The organism is Methylomonas sp. 2F7 (assembly GCF_057126975.1).
In genome coordinates this window covers 1,693,634-1,717,128 of the sequence record NZ_CP195203.1, presented here as the reverse complement: position 1 = coordinate 1,717,128, position 23,495 = coordinate 1,693,634, and the positions used below count along the sequence as shown (strand labels likewise).

Sequence of the window (23,495 nt, the reverse complement as noted above, 5' to 3'; positions counted from 1 at the left end):
GAGGTGTAAATTTTCTCGACTTAGCAATTTATGCTAACCATCCGATTTGCGGGTACCACAGCCACTTACCATGCCAATTTGCAGAGTTTGAGCGGCTAATATAGTGAAATCGAAAAAATCAACTGAACCAGTTTGTTTGCTTGCAAAAAGGCAGCTGTAAAAAATTTCGACAGCCTATAAACGCCCGGTGTCTGGCCGGCTATAAGGGAATTTACCGGGCCAAAATCCATTTTTCAAGCCGCCGGACCGCTCACACCCAGTTAAGATAATATTTGGGAAAACTAATTGACGTTTGCCAAACAGGCAGACACAAAAAAGGGGCTAGCAAGCCCCTTTTTTACGATTGCCTTCAGCAGTCTATTTAACAGCTTCAGCAATTTTGTTAAACGCCTCAACCCGCTGTTTGCCGGTGTTGGCTAAATCGATGCCGTTCTCAACAATCATCTGAATGAGACCTGGAGTGCTGTAGACGATTTTACCCATGTAAGCGACCACTGGCACAGCAACAATCGCACCGAACAATGTACCTATACCTATCAAATGCAGCATTTTAGTAATCAGCACCACGATATCCAGTGGTAACAAAATCAAAGTACCGAAGTACAACAACACAATGAATGTGAACAGCGCGAACACCACAAACTGCAGCAGTCTTACCAATGCGACATTAAGGTTTTTCATGTTTATTTGTCTCGAATGAATGAAGAATCTTTTGCAAACACAGGCAACGGCCTTGATTTTCGTTACCTTTTCAGCCGTTAGCCAACTAGCGGCATTATAAAATAAAAGCCCTACCGTTTCTTGCTTTTTTGCCGTTTAACCGCGGCTTGGGCGCCTATTCATCCGACTGGAATTGATATTCCGGGGGTTTCTTTTCGATAAAAAACGGATGTAACAACGCTCCGGCAACGAAACCTCCGAGATGTGCCCACCAGGCCGAATCCACCGCGACGTTATCTAAAAAAGTTGCCGTAAACACATCTCCGATTTGAATGATCACCCAAAACCCAAGAAAAGCTATCGCCGGCACATGGAAAAACAGCGGATAAAACAGGATGGGCACCAGTATCACCACAGTAGCTTGCGGGAAACGGAAGAAATACGCTCCCAACACCCCGGCAATGGCTCCCGATGCACCCACCACCGGCACCGCCATCTTTGGGTAAAAATACCACTGCGCATAAGTTGCCAACAGCCCGCATAACACATAAAACACCACAAAACGTTTATGTCCCATCAAGTCTTCGATGTTGTCCGCAAATATCCATAAAAACACCATGTTCATCAGCAAATGGCCGAAACCGCCGTGCAGGAACATATTGGTAAAAAAAGACAGGTAATAATCCGGCGGCAAGCCGAAACTATAAGCCCAATCAGGATTGGAATACCGAATCGGCACCATCCCGTACATGTAGACAAAGTGCTGCCCCATTTCATCGGGCATAAACAGCATCGCCACGTACACTGCTATGCAAATAGCCATGATGCCCCAAGTCACATAAGGCTTGATGTTACAAGGTATCGAATCTCGAATGGGTATCATCTTAGGCTTCCTAAAGTAGTGGGCACATAACTCAGAGGCTAATTAAAATTTTTCGTTCCAAGTCTTCTCCAGCCGCTGTACCGAAACCGGGTAAGCCGTTTTCAGTTGCTGCGCAAACAAGGACACACGCAATTCCTCCAAACTCCAGCGGAAGGGTTCACGCTCGGGCATAGGCACCAACGTCTTCATTTGCTTCTCGACATGTTGCCAAAAACGTTGCGACAGTCTGTGCAGACCTTGGATATCCGCCGAATCCGGCTTTTGCTTATCCAAACGACACTCTATAGCTTTTAAATAACGCGGAATCGCTTGTATCTGCGCCAGCGGCGTATACCGCAAGAAACCGCTAAACAGCATTAAACTCAGCTGTTTTTCCAAGTCTTCTCGCAAACTCGGGCTGACGCCGGGTTGTTTCAACCGCTGTCTCACCGCTTGATAGTTTGCCATGATTTCCGTGACATGCTTGCCCAGCTGATTCCCAACCGTGACCAGCATAGCTTTTTTAGCCGCCAGCGCCGCGTCGAACTGCTGTTGACTGCGAATTGTGTTATCGGCGACGAACACACTATTAAAGATTAAGAATAGTAGGTCTTCCTTAAAATCGCCGCCCAGCCGTGCTGGCAATAAAGGGTGCTTGGGCAGTTGGTTGTAGGCCAACTGCAAAGTAGCCTGGACGCCACTGTTTTTTAACAAATACTGCGCATCCTTGCGGCATTGCAATTGAAACAACTTGGTCAAACCGTCGAAATGCGCCAGATCGGCCTTGTACTGAGTGTCGAGTATTTTGACGCCCACCGTGTCGCCTTCATCGACAATCGCCGGAAAGCCAATGAAGGTCTGGCCTTTTTGCATAAACTGCCAAGTCTCCGGCAAGTCGTCAAATGCCCAGGCGATACAGCCGGTGTGGTTCATTTCCTCTTGCGCCAATTTATCGAAACTGTCACCGGCTGTGGTTGCATGCTCGGCTTGCAGCTTGATCAAATTGCGACCATAACCCAAGGCCCGGCCATGATCATCGACAATCCGGAAATTCATTTTCAAATGATCCGGCAAAGTATCTGGCTGCCATTCGTTAAGCGGTATCGATTCGCCAGTCAGTTTACGCAAACGGCCACTCAACCACTCGAACAACGAGCCTTTAAAATCCGGTTCGATTTCCAGACAGGCCTTGGCGGTGTTCGGCACCGGCACGAAATGCTTACGCAGATGTTTGGGCAATGACTTGATCAAGGCCGTGACTTTTTCTTCCAGCATGCCCGGCACCAGCCAATCGAACGGCGCTTGGCGGATTTGATTGAGCTGATGCACCGGCACGATGGCCGTCACCCCATCCTCGTCGTGCCCCGGCTCAAAGCGATAATGCAGTTCAATCGTTAAATCGCCAATCTTTTTGCTGTCCGGAAAATCCCAATCGTTAATCTGATTATCGTCGCTGCGGGTCAGGTCTTCTTTGGTCAGAAACAAAATCTTGGGATTATCGCGTTCGACTTGCTTGCGCCACTGATCGAGGGTAATGCCGCTAACTACCTCAGCCGGCAGCTTTTTATCGTAAAACTGATACAGCCATTCCTCGTCTTCCACCAAATCGACCCGGCGGCCCTTGTGCTGAATGTAGCCCACCTCTTCCAGCAAGGCCTCGTTGGCCTTAAAGAACGGCGCATTGCTGTGATAATCGTGATTGACCAGCGCGTGGCGGATAAACATTTCCCGCGCGGCTTTGGGATCGACGTTTTCGTAAGGCACTTTGCGCTTGGCTTGCAAGGTCAAACCGTACAACAGGGTGCGCTCGTAAACGCCGCTACGGCCGGCATTTTTCTCCCAATGCGGGTCGTAATGATTGCGTTTGACCAAGTGCTGGGCGCAGGCTTCTATCCATTCCGGCTCGATCTTGGCGACAGTCCGTGCATAGACCTTGCTGGTTTCGACTTGTTCGGCGGCCATGATCCATTTCGGCTTGGCCTTGTGCTGGCCGGAACCCGGAAAGATGAAAAATTTCAAACCGCGCGCGCCAAGATATTCGTATTGCTCGTGTCTAAAACCGATATTCGATAACAAACCCGGCAACAACGCCATATGAATCTGTTCGTAATTGGCCGGATTGCCACTGGTCTTCAAGCCCAAATCGCCACGCGCCACCTGCATGATCTGGGTGTGGATGTCATGCCACTCACGCATGCGGATATAGGACAAGAAATTGTCCTGGCAATACTTGCGCAGCTTGCTGTTGGTCAGATGCTTCTTCTGTTCTTCAAAGGCATTCCACAGATTCAGCAAACTCAAAAAATCGGAATCCTCGGCCTTGAACTGCGCATGCTTCGCTTCCGCCTGCGGCATTTTATCGGCGGGTTTATCACGCGGATCCTGAATGCTTAATGCCGACACAATAATCGCAACCTCATGCAACGAGCCCAACTCAGCCGCCGCCAACAACATCCGCGCCAGCTTGGGATCAGTGGGGATCTTCGCCAACTGCCGACCCGTATCGGTCAACTGGCCGGCCTTGTCCAGCGCATGCACTTCAAACAGCGCATTCTTACCGTCGCGGATCATTTTGTCGTCGGGCGGCTCGACGAACGGAAAGTCTTCGATGTCGCCCAGCTTCAAGGCCGCCATCTGCAAGATCACCGACGACAAATTGGTGCGCAAGATTTCCGGCTCGGTAAATTCCGGCCGAGCCAGATAGTCTTCTTTCGAATACAACCTGATACAAATACCCTCGGCCACCCGGCCGCAGCGCCCTGCCCTTTGGTTGGCGCTGGCTTGGGAGATACGCTCGATAGGCAAACGCTGAATCTTGCTTTTATGACTGTAACGGCTGATGCGGGCATGGCCGGAATCGATCACGCAGCGGATGCCCGGCACGGTCAACGAGGTTTCGGCCACGTTGGTCGCCAGCACGATGCGCGGCTTGTTGCCGCTGGGTTTGAACACCCGCTCCTGCTCACTGACGCTAAGCTTGGAATACAGCGGCAACACCTCGTAGCGGGCATTATTGTGCGACTTGCGCAAGGACTCGGTGGTCTCGCGAATCTCGTGCTCGCCGCTCAAGAAAATCAGAATGTCGCCGCGCATATCCCGATACAACTCGTCCACCGCATCCAGAATGGCTTGCTGCAAATCAGCGGAAGTTTCGTCGTCTTCCTCGATTAACTCGATGGGACGGTAGCGCACATCCACCGGATAGGTGCGGCCGGAGACATTCACAATAGGCGCATTATTAAAATGTTTGGCAAAACGCTCCGGGTCGATAGTCGCGGAGGTTATCACCACTTTTAAATCCGGGCGTTTCGGCAACAGCCAGCGCAGATAACCCATTAAAAAATCGATATTCAGACTGCGCTCGTGCGCCTCGTCGATGATGATGGTGTCGTATTGATTTAAGAAAGGATCGTTCTGCGACTCGGCCAGCAAGATGCCGTCGGTCATAAGTTTGACTAGCGAATTAGGGTGGGTTTGGTCGTGAAAGCGCACCTTGTAACCGACTGCCTGGCCAATAGGTTGGCCCAGCTCCTCGGCAATCCGGTCGGCAACGGTGCGGGCGGCTATCCGGCGCGGTTGGGTGTGACCGATCAAACCGGTCAAGCCGCGACCAATCTCCAGGCAAATCTTCGGCAACTGGGTAGTCTTGCCGGAACCGGTTTCGCCGCAGACGATAGTGACCTGATGGTTTTTGATCAGCTCGGCAATCTCGTCCTTTTTGCCGCTGACCGGCAAATCCGGATAGTTGATCACAGGCACCGAAGCGCGGCGCTGGTTGCAGCGCCCGACCGAACGCTCGATCTTATCCGCCAGTTGCTGTATGTGCCCTGCCACATCCTTGCCCTTACTCACCTCGCTACGCAAGCGGTCCAGTTGCCGCTTCAAACCGTGGCGGTCAGTGCCCATGCAGTTTTGGAGATTTTTGGCGAGTTGTTTCAGGGTGTCTTGGACGGACATGGGGCGGAGAATCTGGTAAAAGCCCGGCATTATAAGGGCAGAGGGGGCTGGTTTACATTTGACTTGCGAGAATTAACCTGGCTCCGGGCCGTCAAGTTTTGCCACATAGTCTTGCATACCGCTCACAAAGCACTCGGCTTGGGCGACGGCATCCGCAGCTTGTTTGAGATCAATCGCATCGCCAGTGTAATCGGCCAACAAACGAATTTCTTGGACACGATTCAGTGACCGTCCAAGTTCTACCGCTATCAAGCCCGGCTTAACCAAATGCAAACTGAACAGCGTGATCAGGCCGTTATGCGTGCGACAAGCCTCGGCGGGAATCATTCGGCCACTGACCGACAAAGCCGCTTGCGCGGATTCGAACATCGCATAATACGCCCGGTTGCAAGCACCCTCACTATCGCCATCGGCCAGCAGCAAGCGCGCCGATGCTAACGCCCGTTCGGCTTTTTGCAACCATTCCCAGGCATTCATAACGGCACACCGTCGCGTTTAACATTTTCCAATAAGCGCGGATGCGCAGAGCTTTCCGGGCAATCCCATTCGGATTGCCAGATAGGCAAGGGCTGGATCAACACCCCGGTTTCCAGCAATACATCGTAAGCTATGTCCGCCAAAGCCAGTTTGGTTTCCAAGAACGGACCGGGCGCACCGGATAATAATACCGCCACGTCGGTGTCGCTTTGCGCCTGATAATCCCCACGCGCCCGGCTGCCGAACAGTAACGCTCCGACTAAACGGAAGCGGCCAGCCGTTCGACTGGTAAATAGCCGCGCAGCCGCTAGGGTGTTAGGGTCGATTGGACGTGGGGGCATAGGTAAAGGTAATGCGCTGGAAAACCAAGCCGTATCTTACTATTAGCCGACTCATTGCGAAGCGGAATTTTTGCTTAATGTTGGCTATATACCCACCCTAACGTAGACTCGCTGCCAAGGTCCGGTAAAATCAACAAGCTAGATCACACCTAGCGCAGCTCCGCTACGCGCCTATCCTTTGGCCAACGTCCGGCATTCAAATAGCGAATGACGGCTTTTGGAAGTAGCAAATTGTAGCAACCGACCGATTCTGTTGAAAAAGTCCCCTGATATAGGGTTCCTAAAGTAGTAAAATACAGCTAACAGCCACTCAATCATGAGGTGACGCCATGATGGGACAACAATCAGGGATTCAGGAGCAGTTGTTTTTCTGTTTCAGTCTCGAAAACCACATTCCCAAAGATCATCTGCTGCGAGGCATTAACCATTTTCTTGACTTGGGTGATTTTCGTCAGCAATTGGCGGAGTTTTACAGTCCTATCGGCCGACCATCGATTGCTCCCGAACTGATGATCCGGATGCTAATCCTCGGTTATTGTTTTGGCATTCGGTCCGAACGCCGTCTCTGTGAAGAAGTGCATGTCAACTTGGCTTATCGTTGGTTTTGCAAACTGGATTTAGACGATCCTGTGCCGGATCATTCCACCTTTTCCAAGAACCGCCTGGGCCGTTTTCGGGAAAGCCAGGCTTTTCGGCTAGTGTTTGAAACGGTCCTGAAACGATGCATGGCAGAAGGCCTGGTGCGTGGCGAGGGTTTTGCCACCGACGCGAGCATCATCAAAGCCGATGCCCAACGGCAACGTCGAGTAGAAAATGGTGACGACATTGACTGGGGCGATCCCGCTCAAGCAGAACGTCCGGTCCGTGAATATCTCGCGGCAGTAGAAGAAACCAATGACCCCAAAGAGTCCACCCGGACGCTTTCACTGACTGATCCGGCGGCTACCTGGACGGCCGCACCCGGTGGCCCTGCATTCTTTGCCTATTCAACCAATTACTTGATCGACTTGGAAGCCGGCATCATCCTCGACGTAGAAGCCTCAGCGGTCAATAAAGCCGCCGAAGTGGAGGCGACTCGGACCATGATTGATCGGGTAGAAGAGACGTTTGGTCTGAAGCCCGAACGTTTGGTGGGCGATACCAATTATGGTTCAGCTGCCATGCTCGGATGGTTAGTCGATGAAAAAGATATAGCACCACATGTACCCGTATTCGATAAGTCAGAACGCAGCGATGGCACCTTCAGTCGCTCTGACTTTACTTATGACGCGGAGAATAATCGGTATATCTGCCCTGCGGGTAAGCCTCTGAAAATCGCTTGGCGCAGCAAACAGAAAAACCCTTATCGCTATCGCGCCAGCCAATTGGATTGCCAAGCCTGTTCGCTCAAAGCGCAGTGCTGTCCTAACATGGCAAATCGTCAAATCGATCGAAGCCCCCACGAATCGGCTCGTGATGTCGCTCGTGCCATTACCAAAACCGATGCTTATAAGCAGTCACGCAAGGAGCGCAAGAAGGTGGAAATGCTGTTTGCCCATCTCAAACGCATCTTGAAAATGGATAAGCTGCGGTTACGAGGCTTCAGTAATGCCAAAGATGAGTTTCTATTGGCGGCGACGGCCCAAAATCTAAGGCGAATGGCAAAGAGGTTGGCCATCAATGAACCAGTAACCCAATTGATACCCGCATAACGGCAATATAAGCCGTATTTACGCGCCAGAAAGCGAAAAACTCACCTAACGGCTTCTGAAAAACCAAGGCAATCAATCAACACCCTTCCGACTCACACTCAAAAAACCGACTTTTTCAACAGAATCGACCCATTGCAGACATTCAATCTACGATCTATTTTGAGTTTTATAGTTTGAATTTCGCTGAATGACAAATCGCCATAAAGGCAGATATTGCGTTTTATAGCTCTCATTTAGAAATACAGTAAAAATAAAACTGGGAATATCAATATCTACCGAAGTTACCTTGCCATCCTTAACAGTATATTCACGGTTCATCTTTGATATTATCGAGCTTAGTGATCCAATTATAGAAAAATTCTCGGCCGTATGATCTTCAGGAGAAAAAGTTAATTTGATCGCTATAAGTTTTTTATCTTTTAAAACAGGTACGCTTTCTTTTTCAATCCAAGTGCCAAATTGAATTAATTGGAATGCCATCCCCTTCTCACATTCATCTACAATCTCTTTGCCACCACAATAAATCTTTAAATCTCGAAAAATAAAATTGGCTTGACCATCATGGTCGATTTCGTTGGCCTCTTCTTCATTAGTAAGAAAATGTATTTCTAAATCAGGGGTAGTGCCTAACATCATATCTCCAATTATGGACATTTCCGACATGATCAAAGCTGTTGGTAAATCGATAGTAAAAGAATCACCCTGCTCCTCGAACGCATCAATTGAAAGCATTACCCATTGATTCCAACTTGAAAAATAAATTGCCAGCTTAAGCCCCACATTATTTAATTGGGCATATTTTTCTAATTTATTGTAATACTCCTTTTTAATAGAAAACTTTTCATTAGATTTTTTCTGGTGGAAGTTTTTAACCTCCACCAGTAATTGACTGGAATCTTTTAATATTAACCTGAAGTCTGGCGCAATTACTTCATTTACGCTGTAAATATCTCCAGTGTCCTCTTGCTTTAACAGCAAGACGCTCCCTAATGCACGAACAATATACGCAAAAAGAAGCTCTGTTCTCTTTCCATAAATTAATGTATCGTTATTTTTGGTGCTTTCGAGTGACCGCCGAATTGTTTCGAGGAAATCGTGCAAGGCGAGTGGATCATCAAGTTTATGTTTAGCTGAGAATTGATTGAAAAACTCAAACTTTTCAGGATTTCTTTTTTGCTTTTTCAATGATTACCCTCAAATTACAGATATTGACTCTCAACTATTAATAATTCGCAGAATAATAAATTGATTGTCTGGTTGTGGCCGACTGCCGCTGCTTTTACACTGGTTACCAAGCTCCAGCTTCGCAGCTGAACCCTGAAAGCTCTAGTTTTCTTTATTTGACAGGAAGCAAGAGCTTCCAAGATTTAGGTATTCAAGCTGGAGCTTGAATACAAGTGAAATGCGGCGGCTATTGCTTAAAGCAAAACCTGAACCGATTAACGCCCCATCTCCCGCCGAAGCCGCTTTGGATTTCGCCTACAATCCAGAATTCGAAACACAAGGGCTTGATCGTCGATCACTTTGTAATAAATGGCGTAGGGAAACCGCTTTGCCAAAAGCCGATGGAATCCAAAATGCAGGCTATGAACCCCGGCATACAAAGCTAATGAATCAATTTCGGCGAACAGACTATCGAAAAAATAATCACCTACGCCTTCTTGCTGCCTATCGTAAAACAAGCGTCCTGCCGACAAATCATCCATGGCAGTGCGTAAAATCCGAATTTTCATTCGAACCGCGAGCGTAATGCCTTTTTGGCTTGCTGCCAATCGACCGCATCGACATCCCCTGCTGCATAAGCGGCTTCTGTGCGTTGTAATTCCTCCTTATGCCAAGGTATCGCCGGGACGTCGTTTTCGTTATCGAGCAAATCGTCCCACAGGGCTTCGATAAGCTTGAGTTTTTCGGTTGCAGGTAGTTGACGCAGTTCGGCGCTGATCATAACGGTGCTCTCGTATCGGAATAGCCGGATCGATACTAGCCCGAAACAGCGTTGAAAGCCAAGAATTATCGTTCCCACGTTCCAACCTTTATCGCTTGGGCGACTGGTTACCAAGCTCCAGCTTGGTAACTGAGGCTCGAAAGCTCTAGCTTTCTTTATTTGCCGGGAAGCAATCGCTTCCAAGATTGAGTTTCCAAGCCAGAGTTTGGAAACCAGAATCCAACACAGAAACAACCAAAAGCAGCTCACTCCCTAGCAAATCAACTCACGCGCTCATCCAAAAATAGCCTACTCTTTTCATCTGCGGACCACGCCCCATCCTCCGCAGTATCAGCCACGCCAAAAGGAGATAAACATGAGCCAACATCTAATTTCTTTAAGCCTATCCGATAATGATCTGACCGATATAGACGCCGCGCTAAAGACATTGGAAGACCGCTTCGCCGGCTTTCTCGTCTTAACACCGGAAGAGCGCCGCACCATCCTGAAGATGGGTGATAAAACCGAAGCTTTCTGCCGCCAGACGCTGACGGTGGCCACCCAAAACACGCATGCCATTCCGCCCGGTCTCGATGTCGTCGAAGCGCTAGCCGATTTGGTGACGCTCGATAAGCTCCGCCCTCGCCTACACCGCCTGCGCGATTTAATGAGCAGAGGCGAAGATACCGACATGGCGCTGGGCAGCGATATTTATAGTTTTAGCCTGGATGCTTACGCCTCATTGAAAATCGCCGGCAAGGGCGCAGGCTTGGAAACGCTACGGCAGGCGATGTCTGTGCGATTTAATCGCGGTGCCAAGGCAAAAACCCAAGCCACCCAACCGGCCGGCTAAGCATTATAAGCAAAATGGCTCCCTGGCAAGGCTTTCCGGCTTGCCAGCTAACCTCCATCCAACGGCGGATTAGATGAAAGGATAGCTCGCAAGCCTTTTTGCAATAGCCGCGAGCTTAAAAGAGCTGCTCGCCATTCTAAATGCCGTGCCCGCAGGGAGTGTCCCAAATTTTGTGTAAACGGTAGTTTGGTTTAATGGCTAGGGAAGCGATCTTCGAACTGAATACTAAACCGATTCAAAGCGGCTTTCCAATCGTAGACGGGCATGGTCCAATTTTGGCTGATATTGCGCAACGCCAAATAGAGCAGTTTGGACAAGGCGTCATCACTGGGGAAGACCGCGCGGTTTTTCATGATTTTTCTCAGACTTCGATTCACCGATTCGATGGTATTGGTGGTGTAGATCACCTTGCGAATCTCGGGCGGATAGTCAAAAAAAGGGATGATGTGCCCCCAGTTTCGTCGCCAGATGGGGGCGATCGTGGGATAGGTCTCCAGCCAGTTGGCCTCGAATTCGGTCAGCTTTTGCTCGGCTTCCCTTGCCGTTGCGGCTCGATAAATCTGCTTGAGGTCGTCGGCAACCGACTGGCGCCTTTTGTAGCTGACATAGTTGAGGCTATGACGGACCAAGTGGACAATACACAGTTGAACGGCCGCTTTGGGAAACACGGTTTCGATAGCCTCCGGAAATCCCTTCAGACCATCGACACAGGCGATAAAGATGTCGTTGACGCCACGGTTCTTGAGCTCGGTGACCACTTGCAACCAAAATTTGGCGCCTTCGCTTTGGGCAATCCATAGCCCCAGCACTTCTTTGTGGCCGTCCAGATTGACGCCGATGGCCAGATAGACGGCCTTGACCCGCACGCTGCCGCTATCGCGCACTTTGGTATGCAGACAGTCGAGGTACACAATCGGGTAAATCGGATCCAGCGGGCGGTTTTGCCAGACGCCCACCTCTTCGAGTACCGCGTCGGTCACCGAGGAAATCAAGGTGGGGGATACCTCGGTGCCGTAAAGCTCGAATAAATGGGCTTGGATTTCCCGTACCGTCAGTCCTCGGGCATATAACGAAATGATCTTATCGTCGAAACCGGTCCAGCGCCGTTGATGCTTAGGAATGATCTGCGGTTCGAATTCGCCATGACGGTCGCGGGGAATCTCGATAGGCAAGTCGCCGAAGTCACCTTTCAGCGTTTTCCGGCTTTTGCCGTTTCGGGCATTGCTGCTGGCGTTGGTCACCGCCTCATGCTTACCGTGGCCCAAGTGCGCGGTCATTTCCGCTTCCAGGGCCCGTTCGACTATCGCTTTGGTCAACTGCTTCAGCAGACCATTGGCACCGATCAGGTCCTCGGGTTTTTGATAGTGCGACATCAAGGCGTCGAGTAGGTCATCCGGTATGGCTTTTGATGATACGGTCATGGTTTCCTCCTTATCAGGATCGGTAGTTTCCTACCTCAGGGCCGTTTACACAAAAATTCTTACACCCTCTGCCCGCAACGTAAATAGCCTTGCGGGCAAGGCTATTTGCCATAAGCGCAAGCCTAAATGGCATATGCGCAAGGCCAAGAGCCTAAACCGCAAGCCTCAACGACTTGCACGCAAGCCAAATAGGTTGCCCGCATTAAACAAATACCTTGCGTGATTTGTTCAACAACTTGCGCACGGTTCCGCGAAGCTTGCGAGAATGGCAATTAGCCTCGTCGTCAAAGCAAATCCCGCCCTTCTTGCAGCTGACGGGCTAATCTGGGTACATAGTCTCCGGCACCGAATCATGGCGCTAATTGCGAGGCACGGAAAAGCGCTAGGTCATATCCGTCATATCCACACTCCTGCTCGCCGCGTTGCGAACGCGTTCCAACTGCCGCTTTAAGCCTTGACGCTAGTTGCCTATGCAATTTTGGAGATTTTTGCTGTGTTGTTTAAGCGTGTCTTGAGCGCAAATGGGCGGGGAATAACTTGAACAAACAAGCACTGTAAGGATTGGAATAGCAGTTTTACATTGGCTTGTCAGTTTTAACCTATTTGTGACCTTGATTATTCGAAACAATCCTGGAGTGGCAGCACGGTTTCTGTCCGAGCAAAAACCACCCGCTATTTGCTGAATGTACAAATACTCAAGTAAGACTTGTCCGTTTCCTTGGCCATGTATTGGTTCAGAGCGCCGCTGAATCCGATGAGGCATTTGCGAGTAGCTGGATAAGAATAATGAAAAGCATTTTATATCGAATCGATATTAGTATAGAATTTTACCGAGTCCGTAGAGGCGTTTTCACCCCAAGGGGAACGGTTTCGCGGATCTCTGACGATGACGGATGTAAATCCGTCATCCCGGCATATTTGCCATGACCTTGTCGGGCAATTCCCAAGGGCAAACCGTCAGGGATTGACATGTGTATGCACAACTTTCTATCTGGCCGCTTGTTTTATGGCATGAGCCAATTTTTATTTTTTTCACCCAGGAGTTTTTGATGGAAATCCACGTTTACGATACCTATGTTAAAGCCCGCGATAACCACATCATGCACTTTGATGTATTCACCGCCAGCAAAGACAGTGAGCAAGCTATTCGGTATGCCAAGCGGTGGTTGACGTCAATCGGCGAAACCGACGCGGTGGTATCCAGCAAGGAATGTCGTTTTTGCCACACTCAACAAGCGCCGGTTGACGTGATTGAAACCATAAATCGGCAGGGTTACTTCATTTATAAAATGGAAGGGTGTCCTTCTTAGCCTCTACTAATGGGTGGGAACACCAGATCCGCTTGACTTGAAGCGATTTTGCGATGCCACAGGTTTTCTCCAGTTTGCTGCGAAAACCTGTTGGACGCTAAGGGATAGGAGCTTACAAATGTCACTTCGCTAATAAACTGTTCCCACGATTTTTTAGCCAATCAGCCGATCTTTTCGAGTATCTTGGATAGATTCCTGTCAAAAAAACGCCAGAATAACAATCAAACTAGCCTGAATATCCGTAATCTATTGTAAAATAATCGCTTTTGTTTTCCGCGTTAATCGATAGATAGTACGCACCAAGCCGAGTCTTATCATTATTTATGTCCCTGCTATCCATTAGACAAGACTTTCAATGCGCGCACTGATCGTCCTCGGTATATTGTTGATGCCTTTCGCTACCGCGCAGGCGGTCAGCGCGGCGCCTGAAGATTTAACCGAGATGTCTATCGAGCAGTTGCTGAATGTGGAAATCATCAGCGCCTCCAGGCTCGGTCAAAAAGCCAGTCAAGCCCCTAGTTCGGTTTCGATTTTAACGGCAAACGACATTCGCACGTTCGGCTGGCGCACGTTGGCGGAGGCGCTGAACAGCATGCGCGGCTTGTTTACCAGCAATGATCGCAACTATAGTTTCGTCGGCGTGCGCGGCTTCATTCAGTCCGGCGACTATAACTCCCGCGTGTTGTTCATGATCGACGGCCAACGCATGAACGAAAATATCTTCGACTCCGGCAATATCGGCCAGGAATTCATGCTGGATATGGATTTGGTTGAGCGCATCGAATTTATCCCCGGCTCCGGTTCCACTATTTACGGTGCCAACGCGTTTTTGGGCTTGATCAACGTCGTGACCAAGAAAGGTAAAGCTGTGAACGGCGCGCAAATGACCGGCGAAGTGGGTAGTTTCGACACCTATAAAGGCCGTGTCAGTTATGGCAAGCAATTCGATAACGGCACCGATGTGCTGGTGTCGGCATCACATTACGATAGCCAGGGTGTGGAAGATTTATATTTCCCGGCTTTCGACGACCCCAGTACCAACAACGGTATCGCACATAACATGGATACCGAGCGGGCTGACCGCTTGTTCGGACGCATGCAGTTCGAAGAATTCACCCTCAGCGGCGGTTTTGTCGATCGATACAAACGGGTGCCGACCGCGGCTTTCGGCGCCGTTTTCAACGATCCCACCTCGCATACTTACGACAGACAATTTTTCACCAATCTGAAATATGAAAAAGCCCTGAGTGCGAAGACCTCGTTCATGGCCAAGGGCTTTTACCAAGGCTACGATTACATGGCCGAAGACCCGTTCAATGACGTTGGTAATTACATTTATCACGACCAAACCAGCGGCCGCTGGTGGGGCGGCGAAGCGCAACTAACCACTAGCGTATTCGACGGACATAGACTACTTTTCGGCTTGGAATATCAATATGACCAAACCCAACGCCAATTCGGCTATGTTACCGAGCCTTATCAGATTTACCAAGACAGTGACCTCAGCGGCCACCGAGTTGAACTCTATGCTCAAGACGACATCCAGTTACGGGAAAATTTGGTTTTCAGCGCCGGGCTGCGCCTGGATCAGACTCACATGCTCAAGCGCCTGCAACTTAATCCGCGTCTGGGCTTGATATGGAACCCGCTGGAGAACACCACCTTCAAGCTGTTGTACAGCTCGACATTTCGTGCCCCGCATGCCTGGAATCTGGATTACAACCCATATTATTACGGCGTCAGTCCTGAACTGCATGAAGAGCAAATCAGAAGCTATGAAGCGATTACGGAATGGCATTCGAATACCGGGCTGAAACTGCTGGTTTCCTTGTTTTACAACGACATCACCGAGTTATTGAAAGCCAACCCCGATACGGCGCTGCTGGATAACGTCGGCAAATATCATGCCTACGGTGCGGAATGGGAAGCGGAAAAACGTTGGGACAGCGGCAGAATGTTCAAAGCCTCGTACACCTACAGCCTGTTTACCAACGAAGGGAAACACGGGGTGTGGGCAACCGGTTCGCCGCAAAATATTTTCAAATTACACTATGCTGAGCCTTTGTTCGACGATTTTGTCCGACTCGGTATCGAGAATATTTACATTGGCGACCGCAAAACATTCCAGGGCGGCGAAGCCGATGCCTACAATTTGGTCAATCTGAATTTGAGCACGGATCGTTTGCTGCGTGGTCTGGATGTGTCCTTTGGGGTTTATAACCTCTTCGACAGCCATTATGAAATGCTGATCAACAGCGACCGTTTCGACCTGTTACAAATGAACGGCAGGGAATTTCGCTTGAAACTACAGTTGACGTTTTAGAAGGGCCGATCATATGAAAAAGGCGTTTTATCGACCGAAAGCTTGGGCCATTGGCCTGGGAGCACTTTTGTGTTTGGGACAACCCTCCTCACACGCCGCCAATCAAGAGCCTGAACGCGACAATTTACCGGATTTGACCGGCCTCAGCGTCGAGCAATTAATGAATCTCGATGTGACCTCGGTGATGAAAGTCCCCACCGATGTCAAACACGTACCCGCCGCCCTATTCGTACTGAGCAGCGACGAAATCCGCCGTACCGGCGCCACCACTATTCCGGAAGCGTTGCGCGTGGTGCCGGGCATGCATGTCGCTAAAGTTGACGGCAATAAATGGGCCGTATCGATGCGCGGCTTCAGCAGCCAGTTTGTCAACAAATTACTGGTTTTGGTAGATGGCCGCAGCGTTTATAACCCGCTATTTTCCGGAGTATGGTGGGATCAACAAGATGTGATGATGGAAGACATCGAGCGCATCGAGGTCATCCGCGGTCCGGGTGCCAGCTTGTGGGGCGCCAATGCGGTCAACGGCGTCATCAACATCATCACTAAATCGGCCAAAGACACGCAAGGCGGTTTGCTATCCAGCCATGTCGGCACCCAACGCTACGGCGGCGGTCTGCGCTACGGCGCCGATTTAGGCGGCGACGCCTATCTAAAAGTCTACGGCCGCTACGCTAACTACAGCGACTCAAAAACCCAGGGCAGCAGCGCTAAGGCCGGCGATGAAGGCGAGATGAGCAAAATCGGTTTTCGTTACGATAAAGCCATCGACTTTACCAATAAACTAAGTCTGCAAGGCGATGCGTTTCTCGGCGAGAGCAATGGCGCACTGCAACAATTCCCCTCGCTGACATCCCAGCTGACGCCGGTGCTCGCGCCGCCCTACTCGCGCACCTTACCCACCGATCAATTATTCTCCGGCCACTACATTCAAGGGCGCTGGGAACAACATCAAAGCACGGACTCCAATACCGTATTGCGCATGTATTGGGACAGACACAGCCGGAAATCGCCCTACCTGGATTCCGAATATCAAATCGACAATATCGACGTCGATTTTCAGCATAACTACAAGCTAAACGATAGCCATATGTTGGTTTGGGGCGCTGGCGTCCGATATAACCTGAATAACTTTCAGGATAGCCCGCAAATCTCGATGAATGCCAACAATCGAACCGACCGTATCTACAGCCTGTTTGCACAGGACGATATCACCTTGGTACCTGAGCGTTGGCATTTGACCTTGGGCAGTAAGCTGGAACACAACCCGGTCACACAATTCGAAGTGCAGCCAAACGCGCGCTTGCTGTGGACGCCCGACGAAAAGCATTCGTTCTGGGGTTCGGTATCCCGCTCGGTACGCACGCCCAATTGGGTCGAGCAGAACATTTCCTACGGTCTGCAAACCCAGCCATACACGATACGCGGCAATACCGTGCCTGTACTGCGCAGTCTAAACGGCAACCCCGATTTAACCGCCGAGAAAATGCTCGGCTTCGAACTGGGCTGGCGCGGCCAAATCAGTCGCCAATTGAGCACTGATATAGCCTTGTATCATTACAGCTACGACGATTACGTCAGTTTGACGCCTAACATCCAAAGGTTCGCCGGCTACTTGCTACAGACCCTGGATTACAACAACTACGGGCATGTGCAAGTATACGGTGGGGAAATCAGTCTGGATTGGCAAGCGACTGAAGATTGGAAACTGCGCGCCACTTATAGCCACGAAGAAGAACGCTTTCGCCTATCCCCGCTGGCACCGACAAACACTAGCCTTATATCGGGAGACAGCTACCCGGCCCACAAAGCCATGCTCTGGTCTATGTACCAATTCTCCCCACAACTCAAGCTGGATCTGAATTGGCGCTATTCCGACGCGACCGGTCTAAACGGCGATCAGTCCAGAGCCTATCAGGACCTCGATGCACGTTTGGGATGGGATTTGGGCGCGGGCGTGGAACTAGCGCTAGTGGGCCGAAATTTGCTGAATAGCAGTCATTTCGAATACGGCTCGGATATGTTTTCCACCGCCACAGCCGTGCAACGCGAGGTATACGGCACCTTGCGCTGGGACTTTTAAGCGACCCGACACTATGCATATAGCAAAGAACAGGTGTCGAATATGAAGCGAATCTTGCGCCATCGTTATGCAAGATTGTGCGGATCGTGCCGAAATTGCGGCTGCGATGCGTCGTGCCGGCGCCCTGCGGAAAAACCAAGATTCGCGCCTATCGCGCTACTCAGCAAAATGCTGTTGCTACCCTTACTGCTTAGCGGCCATTTGTGCCAAGCCGAAGCGGCCAGCGAAGCGGCGGTGAAAGTGGCGTTTTTATATAATTTCTTTAAGTTTATCGAATGGCCGGAGTCGGCAACCGCGCCGAATCGTTATACCTTGTGCCTGAGCAGTCATACCGATTTCGGCGACCATTTGTTGATGTTGGAAGGCAAAACGGTGAACGGCAAGCCCTTGGATATCGTCCGCAATATAGCAGCCAAAGATTTGAAGTCCTGCCATCTGATCTTTATCGATACCGCCGACAATCCGGGCGATTATGCACGCGAATTAAAAGGCTCGCCGGTGGTCAGCGTCAGCGACAAATCAGGGTTTATCAACCAGGGCGGCACCATAGGTTTGATTCAGGACGGCAATCGGCTCAGCTTTGAGATTAACTTAGAAACCGCCAATGCCGGCAACACGCGAATCAGCGCCCAGCTGCTGAAACTGGCTAAAAACATTTTGGCCGGTAAATAAGCCCGCATGCAGACGACATCTCAACGCCACCCATGATTCGCGACAAACTGGCCAATCTGCCGATGACCTACAAGCTGCAACGCTTGCAAGCCATCACCTTGGCATTGGCTCTGCTGTTTACCTTGTTAATTACCAGCATGACGCATATCTGGCAGGAGCGGCGAGAACTGTCAATGGAGGTGCGTTCGCTCGGCAAAATGATCGGTTTTAATGCCAACGCCGCGCTGCTGTTTGGCGACACCAAAACCGGCACCGAGATTCTGGCAACATTACGCGGCAAATCCGAAATCATCTCCGCGCAGCTCTACAAAAACGACGGCGAAATTTTCGCCCATTACCCCGCCAAGGCCGCACCGGACAGTTTCCCCGCCACCTTGGGCGATGCGGAACAACAACAACGCAATCAGGGCCTGCGGATATTGAGCCAGGTAATTTTGAACCCCTTACCGGACGATAACGGCGACGTGATCGGCACCTTGCGCTTGCAGCTCGACTTAAAGCCCATGTGGCGTATGGTGATTATTAGTCTGGGCCAAATTTTTTTGGTGATGGTGGTGTCGTTTATTCTGGCGGTATTTTTCGGACGACGCCTCGCGGAATCGATTGCCGCGCCGCTGATCCGTTTGTCGTCCTTGGCCAAACAGGTATCCAGGGACAACAACTACATGGTACGCGCCCAAGGCGAAGGCGAGGACGAAATCGGCGAATTGGTAAGAAGCTTCAACCAGATGATAGAGCGGGTACAACAACGCGATGCCGAACTGGAAAATCAGCGCGGCAACCTGGAAAAACAAGTCGATCTACGCACCGCCGACCTGCGTCAGGCCGTCGTCGATGCCCAAGCCGCCAATATCGCCAAGTCGCAATTTCTGGCAACCATGAGCCACGAAATCCGCACACCGATGAACGGTGTGCTGGGCATGACCGAATTACTGTTGGGCACTGACCTGGACACCACGCAACGCCAATACGCGGAAACCGTGTTCAGTTCCGCCGATTCACTGTTGACAGTAATCAACGACATTCTGGATTTTTCAAAAATCGAAGCTGGCAAACTGGAGCTGGAGGAAATCGATTTTAACTTGATCAATATCACCGACCAACTCGCAGCCTTATTCTTCGAACGCGCCAGCAGCAAAAATATCGAACTGGTTTGTACCGTCGACAACCGGGTGCCGCGCGACGTGAGAGGCGATCCTTATCGCTTACGGCAAATACTTACCAACTTGTTATCCAACGCCATCAAATTTACCGAAGCCGGCTCGGTGAAAATGCAGGTCAACGTTGCCGCCCCGGATCGCTGCCAGTCGGCCGACAGCATGTGTCTGGAGTTTTGCATCAGCGATACCGGCATCGGCATCCCCCCGGACACCCAAGCCCGTTTATTCAAATCCTTCAGTCAAGCCGACGGCTCCACGACCCGCAAATACGGCGGCACCGGCCTGGGATTGGCGATCAGCAAGGAACTGAGCGAATTGATGGGCGGCAATATCCAGGTGCAAAGCAGCGCGAACAGCGGCTCGGTATTCACCCTACACATCCCGCTCCGCCAAGCTAACGAAGCCCTGCCCGCGACCTTGCCCGGCAACGATCTGCAAGGCAAACAGGTCTTACTGGTGGAAGATAACGCCACCAATGCGAAAATCCTGGAAAATCACTTGACCGATTTTGGGATGTTTACCCGCGTCGCCAAAAATGGCGCACATGCCCTGGAGATTCTCGATCAGTCGGCACACTTGGGTCTATTTTTCGACATTGCCGTGCTGGACATGAAAATGCTAGGCATGAACGGCGTCGAATTAACCCAACGAATTCGTATCGACTGGCGATTTGCCAGTATCCGCATCGTCATCATCACCTCCAGCAACGACGAAGACGTATTAGCTAAGATTCGCGGCAGCGCCTGCGACCTCTACCTCCACAAGCCTATACACAGGCGCACCCTGCAAGATGCGCTGCTCGGGTTAATGTCGCAAAAACCGCAATCTATCAGTGTGCCGGCCTCGGCCCCTAGAACAATTCGAATCCTGCTGGCCGAGGACAATCCGGTTAACCAGAAAGTGTGCAGCGCCATGTTGCGCCAGCTAGGCTACACCCTGTCGCTGGCGAATAACGGCCGGGAAGTGCTGGACATTATCAGCCGCGAGCCTGTCGATCTAATCCTGATGGATTGCATGATGCCTGTCATGGATGGTTACACCGCAACCCAACACATCCGCAATCGGGAAAGCAACCGCAATTTGCCTCGAATCCCCATCATCGCCCTCACCGCCAACGCCATGGAAGGTGATCGCGAACGCTGTTTGCAGTCCGGCATGGATGATTATCTTAGTAAACCGTTTTTACAAAAAACCTTGCAAGACAAAATCCAGGCATTGGTAGCCCCGCTACCCACAGCAACCATCAATAAACCCGCACCCGAGATTAAATCGATTGACGCAACCCTCGACCCGTCCGCGCTGAATACCTTACGGGAAATTGGCGGCAGCGCGCTGGTCGAGGATGTATTGGCCTTGTTTGGGACGAATGCCGAGCAACATATCGCGATACTCCGCTCCGGCCTGCTGGACCGCAATACGGAAACAGTGCGGCATGCCGCGCATAGTTTAAAATCGGCCGCCGCCAACATTGGCGCACTAAACTTGGCGGAACAGGCTCGTGCGCTTGAAAATGCGGCACGGAACAACACTTTGCAATTCGATAGCCGGGTTGCCGAATGCCTGCAAACAGAATATAAAGAAATCCTCCAGCGGCTTTCGCAACTCAAACTTTCATAATGGCACGATTACCTGCACGCAGCCTGATTTTAGCGATAGACGACGACGATATGGTGCGTCTGATGTTGCAAGAAATTCTGCAAAGAGAAGCGTTTGATGTCATTTGCGCGGCTAGCGGCAAGCAAGGCTTGGCATTGGCAGCCAGCGAACGGCCCAATCTGGTATTACTGGACGTTATGTTGCCGGACCTCAACGGCTTCGACTGCCTGCAAGCTATCAAAAACATGCCCGGCAACAGCTTGTTGCCCGTAGTGATGCTGACCGGCATGGACGACCTGGAATCGGTCAATCGCGCCTTTCAATTGGGCGCGACCGACTTTATCCCAAAACCGCTCAATTGGCCGACCCTGCCACACCGCTTACGTTACTTGCTGCGCTCGGTTGCAACGTTAGAGGAACTGGCCAGAAGCGAAGCCGAACTGCGCCAAGCGCAAAAAATAGCGCAACTGGGCAGTTGGTACTGGTCTGTCGCCGACGACAATATGCAATGGTCGGACGAAGTCTTTAATATCCTCGACACCAATCGGTCATCGTTCGAACATAAATGCCGCGACTTATACAAATCCGTGCTGCAATCGGAAGTCGGCAAGCTGCAACAATCCATCGATCTTTGCGTAAAAAACCAGCGCAGTTTTCGCCTGGAATTACCGGTTACTCATCAGGATGGCGCTAATCATCTGATTCATATTCAAGGCAAACCCGTGATCGACGATGGGCAGGTAAGCCATATTCACGGCACTCTGCAAGATATAACCGAACGCCGTCACATAGAAGAACGGGTCCGGCTTTTATCCTACTACGACCCGCTTACCGGCCTGCCCAACCGGACGCTGTTCAAAGAAGTTCTGGCGCAAGCGATGTCCTACTGCACGCGCTACGGCACGGTAATTTCAACTTTATTTATCAGTATCGATCGTTTCAAACGCATCAACGAGACACTCGGGCCGAAAATCGGCGATCAGGTGTTGAAATTGTTCGCCGAGCGTTTACTGGCCGAAATTAGAGATTGCGACTACATCTCCATTAACGCCGATTACGAACTGGCGGACATGACTGTCTCCCGGCTGGGCGGTAACGAATTTACAGTGTTACTGAATCATATCGAGGACACGCGCGATAGCGTCAAAGTGGCTAAGCGGATTTTTCAGATAATGCAGCACGCTTTTCCGGTGGAGAACACGGAGCTGTTTCTGGGCATCAATATCGGCATCGCCGTCTATCCGGGGGACGGCCAGGATGAAGACAGTTTCATCAAAAACGGCGAGTTTGCGATGAACCATGCCAGCGAACACGGCCATAATAATTATCAGTTTTTCAGTAAATCGCTAAATGTTGCCGCCTTTCATAAACTGGCAATGGAAAACAGCCTGCGCAGGGCCATAGAACGCCATGAATTAAAGCTTTACTATCAGGCCAAAATCAATATCCGCCGTCAACAAGTCGTTGGTTGCGAAGCCTTGATTCGCTGGCAGCACCCGGAGTTGGGTTTAATAGGCCCCTCGCAGTTTATTCCGATTGCCGAAGATTCCGGCTTGATTGCCCAAATCAGCGATTGGGTGCTGGAAAATGCCAGCCGGCAAACTTTGAACTGGCAACAATCGGGACTTTGTCAGGGATTAGTCATGGCGGTTAACGTTTCCGCCACCCAATTCAGACAATACGGCTTCGGCAATCATGTCCGCGAAGTGCTATCCAAGATTGGCCTGAAACCGCGTTATCTAAAGCTGGAACTGACCGAAACCATTTTGCTCGACCACATCGACGACGCGTTGATCACGTTGCGGGAATTGCAAGCTCTGGGCGTCAAAATCAGTATCGACGATTTCGGCACCGGCTATTCGTCCTTGTCTTATTTAAAAAAACTGCCCATTTCCGAGTTGAAAGTCGATCATTGCTTCGTCCGCGATCTTCCGCATAATGAAGACGATATGGCCATTACCGCGGCGATACTGGCGCTGGCCGATGCGTTATCGCTGGAAGTCGTCGCGGAGGGCGTAGAGAATGAAGACCAGGCCAATTTCCTACTGGATAGCGGTTGCGACGTAGTACAAGGGTTTTTATACAACAAGCCCATGCCTGCCGATGAGTTTGCAGCATTTGTACGTGCATTCAATGCGCAACGCTTGTTAGCCGACAAAGTCTGA

The 23,495-nt window shown here is 50.7% G+C and carries 17 protein-coding genes; 8 read left to right on the top strand and 9 right to left on the bottom strand.

What is annotated here, in order from left to right; genetic code table 11:
* Positions 1–357: 357 nt before the first annotated feature.
* The 5 genes from ACR64Q_RS07850 to ACR64Q_RS07830 all read right to left on the bottom strand — a co-directional run bounded on the left by ACR64Q_RS07850 (position 358) and on the right by ACR64Q_RS07830 (position 6,297).
* Positions 358–681 (bottom strand): hypothetical protein, encoded by a 324-nt coding sequence (locus tag ACR64Q_RS07850; RefSeq protein WP_020482013.1) that lies wholly within the window; start codon positions 679–681, stop codon positions 358–360.
* Between the two features lie 154 nt (positions 682–835).
* Positions 836–1,543, bottom strand: a complete 708-nt coding sequence (locus tag ACR64Q_RS07845; RefSeq protein ID WP_026604499.1) for a rhomboid family intramembrane serine protease — start codon at positions 1,541–1,543, stop codon at positions 836–838.
* Positions 1,544–1,585: 42 nt separating this feature from the next.
* A complete protein-coding gene (gene hrpA / locus ACR64Q_RS07840) occupies positions 1,586–5,479 on the bottom strand; it encodes an ATP-dependent RNA helicase HrpA (protein ID WP_313734193.1) in 3,894 nt (1,297 codons plus the stop codon).
* 72 nt (positions 5,480–5,551) lie between these two features.
* Complete coding sequence (locus tag ACR64Q_RS07835; RefSeq protein WP_020482016.1) at positions 5,552–5,956, bottom strand: HEPN domain-containing protein; 405 nt, start codon at positions 5,954–5,956, stop codon at positions 5,552–5,554.
* Positions 5,953–6,297, bottom strand: a complete 345-nt coding sequence (locus ACR64Q_RS07830) for a nucleotidyltransferase family protein (protein WP_020482017.1) — start codon at positions 6,295–6,297, stop codon at positions 5,953–5,955. Before ACR64Q_RS07830 ends, ACR64Q_RS07835 begins: the two co-directional genes overlap by 4 nt.
* Positions 6,298–6,626: 329 nt before the next feature.
* On the opposite strand from ACR64Q_RS07830, the gene ACR64Q_RS07825 reads away from it, so the two are divergent.
* Positions 6,627–7,988: a transposase gene (locus tag ACR64Q_RS07825; protein ID WP_313733591.1), complete on the top strand. Its 1,362-nt coding sequence runs from the start codon at positions 6,627–6,629 to the stop codon at positions 7,986–7,988.
* Between the two features lie 147 nt (positions 7,989–8,135).
* On the opposite strand, the gene ACR64Q_RS07820 is transcribed toward ACR64Q_RS07825, so the two are convergent.
* The 3 genes from ACR64Q_RS07820 to ACR64Q_RS07810 all read right to left on the bottom strand — a co-directional run bounded on the left by ACR64Q_RS07820 (position 8,136) and on the right by ACR64Q_RS07810 (position 9,933).
* Entirely contained in the window at positions 8,136–9,173 is a 1,038-nt protein-coding gene (locus tag ACR64Q_RS07820) for a hypothetical protein (RefSeq protein ID WP_313734191.1), read from the bottom strand.
* 254 nt (positions 9,174–9,427) lie between these two features.
* A complete protein-coding gene (locus ACR64Q_RS07815) occupies positions 9,428–9,721 on the bottom strand; it encodes a type II toxin-antitoxin system RelE/ParE family toxin (protein ID WP_483823301.1) in 294 nt (97 codons plus the stop codon).
* Positions 9,718–9,933: an addiction module protein gene (locus tag ACR64Q_RS07810; protein WP_313734189.1), complete on the bottom strand. Its 216-nt coding sequence runs from the start codon at positions 9,931–9,933 to the stop codon at positions 9,718–9,720. Before ACR64Q_RS07810 ends, ACR64Q_RS07815 begins: the two co-directional genes overlap by 4 nt.
* Before the next feature lie 355 nt (positions 9,934–10,288).
* Between ACR64Q_RS07810 and ACR64Q_RS07805 the strand changes: the two genes are divergently transcribed.
* On the top strand, positions 10,289–10,765 hold the full coding sequence (locus tag ACR64Q_RS07805) for a hypothetical protein (protein ID WP_313734188.1): 477 nt from the start codon (positions 10,289–10,291) through the stop codon (positions 10,763–10,765).
* A 191-nt stretch (positions 10,766–10,956) separates the two neighbouring features.
* Here ACR64Q_RS07805 and ACR64Q_RS07800 read toward each other — a convergent pair whose 3' ends face one another.
* Entirely contained in the window at positions 10,957–12,186 is a 1,230-nt protein-coding gene (locus ACR64Q_RS07800; protein WP_483823300.1) for an IS256 family transposase, read from the bottom strand.
* Between the two features lie 1,049 nt (positions 12,187–13,235).
* Between ACR64Q_RS07800 and ACR64Q_RS07795 the strand changes: the two genes are divergently transcribed.
* The 6 genes from ACR64Q_RS07795 to ACR64Q_RS07770 all read left to right on the top strand — a co-directional run bounded on the left by ACR64Q_RS07795 (position 13,236) and on the right by ACR64Q_RS07770 (position 23,495).
* Positions 13,236–13,496: a DUF2024 family protein gene (locus tag ACR64Q_RS07795; protein ID WP_026146846.1), complete on the top strand. Its 261-nt coding sequence runs from the start codon at positions 13,236–13,238 to the stop codon at positions 13,494–13,496.
* A 355-nt stretch (positions 13,497–13,851) separates the two neighbouring features.
* On the top strand, positions 13,852–15,819 hold the full coding sequence (locus ACR64Q_RS07790) for a TonB-dependent receptor plug domain-containing protein (RefSeq protein WP_026604490.1): 1,968 nt from the start codon (positions 13,852–13,854) through the stop codon (positions 15,817–15,819).
* Between the two features lie 13 nt (positions 15,820–15,832).
* Complete coding sequence (locus ACR64Q_RS07785; protein WP_026604489.1) at positions 15,833–17,902, top strand: TonB-dependent receptor plug domain-containing protein; 2,070 nt, start codon at positions 15,833–15,835, stop codon at positions 17,900–17,902.
* Positions 17,903–17,944: 42 nt separating this feature from the next.
* A complete protein-coding gene (locus tag ACR64Q_RS07780) occupies positions 17,945–18,574 on the top strand; it encodes a YfiR family protein (protein ID WP_231499676.1) in 630 nt (209 codons plus the stop codon).
* Positions 18,575–18,606: 32 nt separating this feature from the next.
* Positions 18,607–21,351: a response regulator gene (locus ACR64Q_RS07775; protein WP_026604487.1), complete on the top strand. Its 2,745-nt coding sequence runs from the start codon at positions 18,607–18,609 to the stop codon at positions 21,349–21,351.
* Complete coding sequence (locus tag ACR64Q_RS07770; RefSeq protein ID WP_313734183.1) at positions 21,351–23,495, top strand: putative bifunctional diguanylate cyclase/phosphodiesterase; 2,145 nt, start codon at positions 21,351–21,353, stop codon at positions 23,493–23,495. Before ACR64Q_RS07775 ends, ACR64Q_RS07770 begins: the two co-directional genes overlap by 1 nt.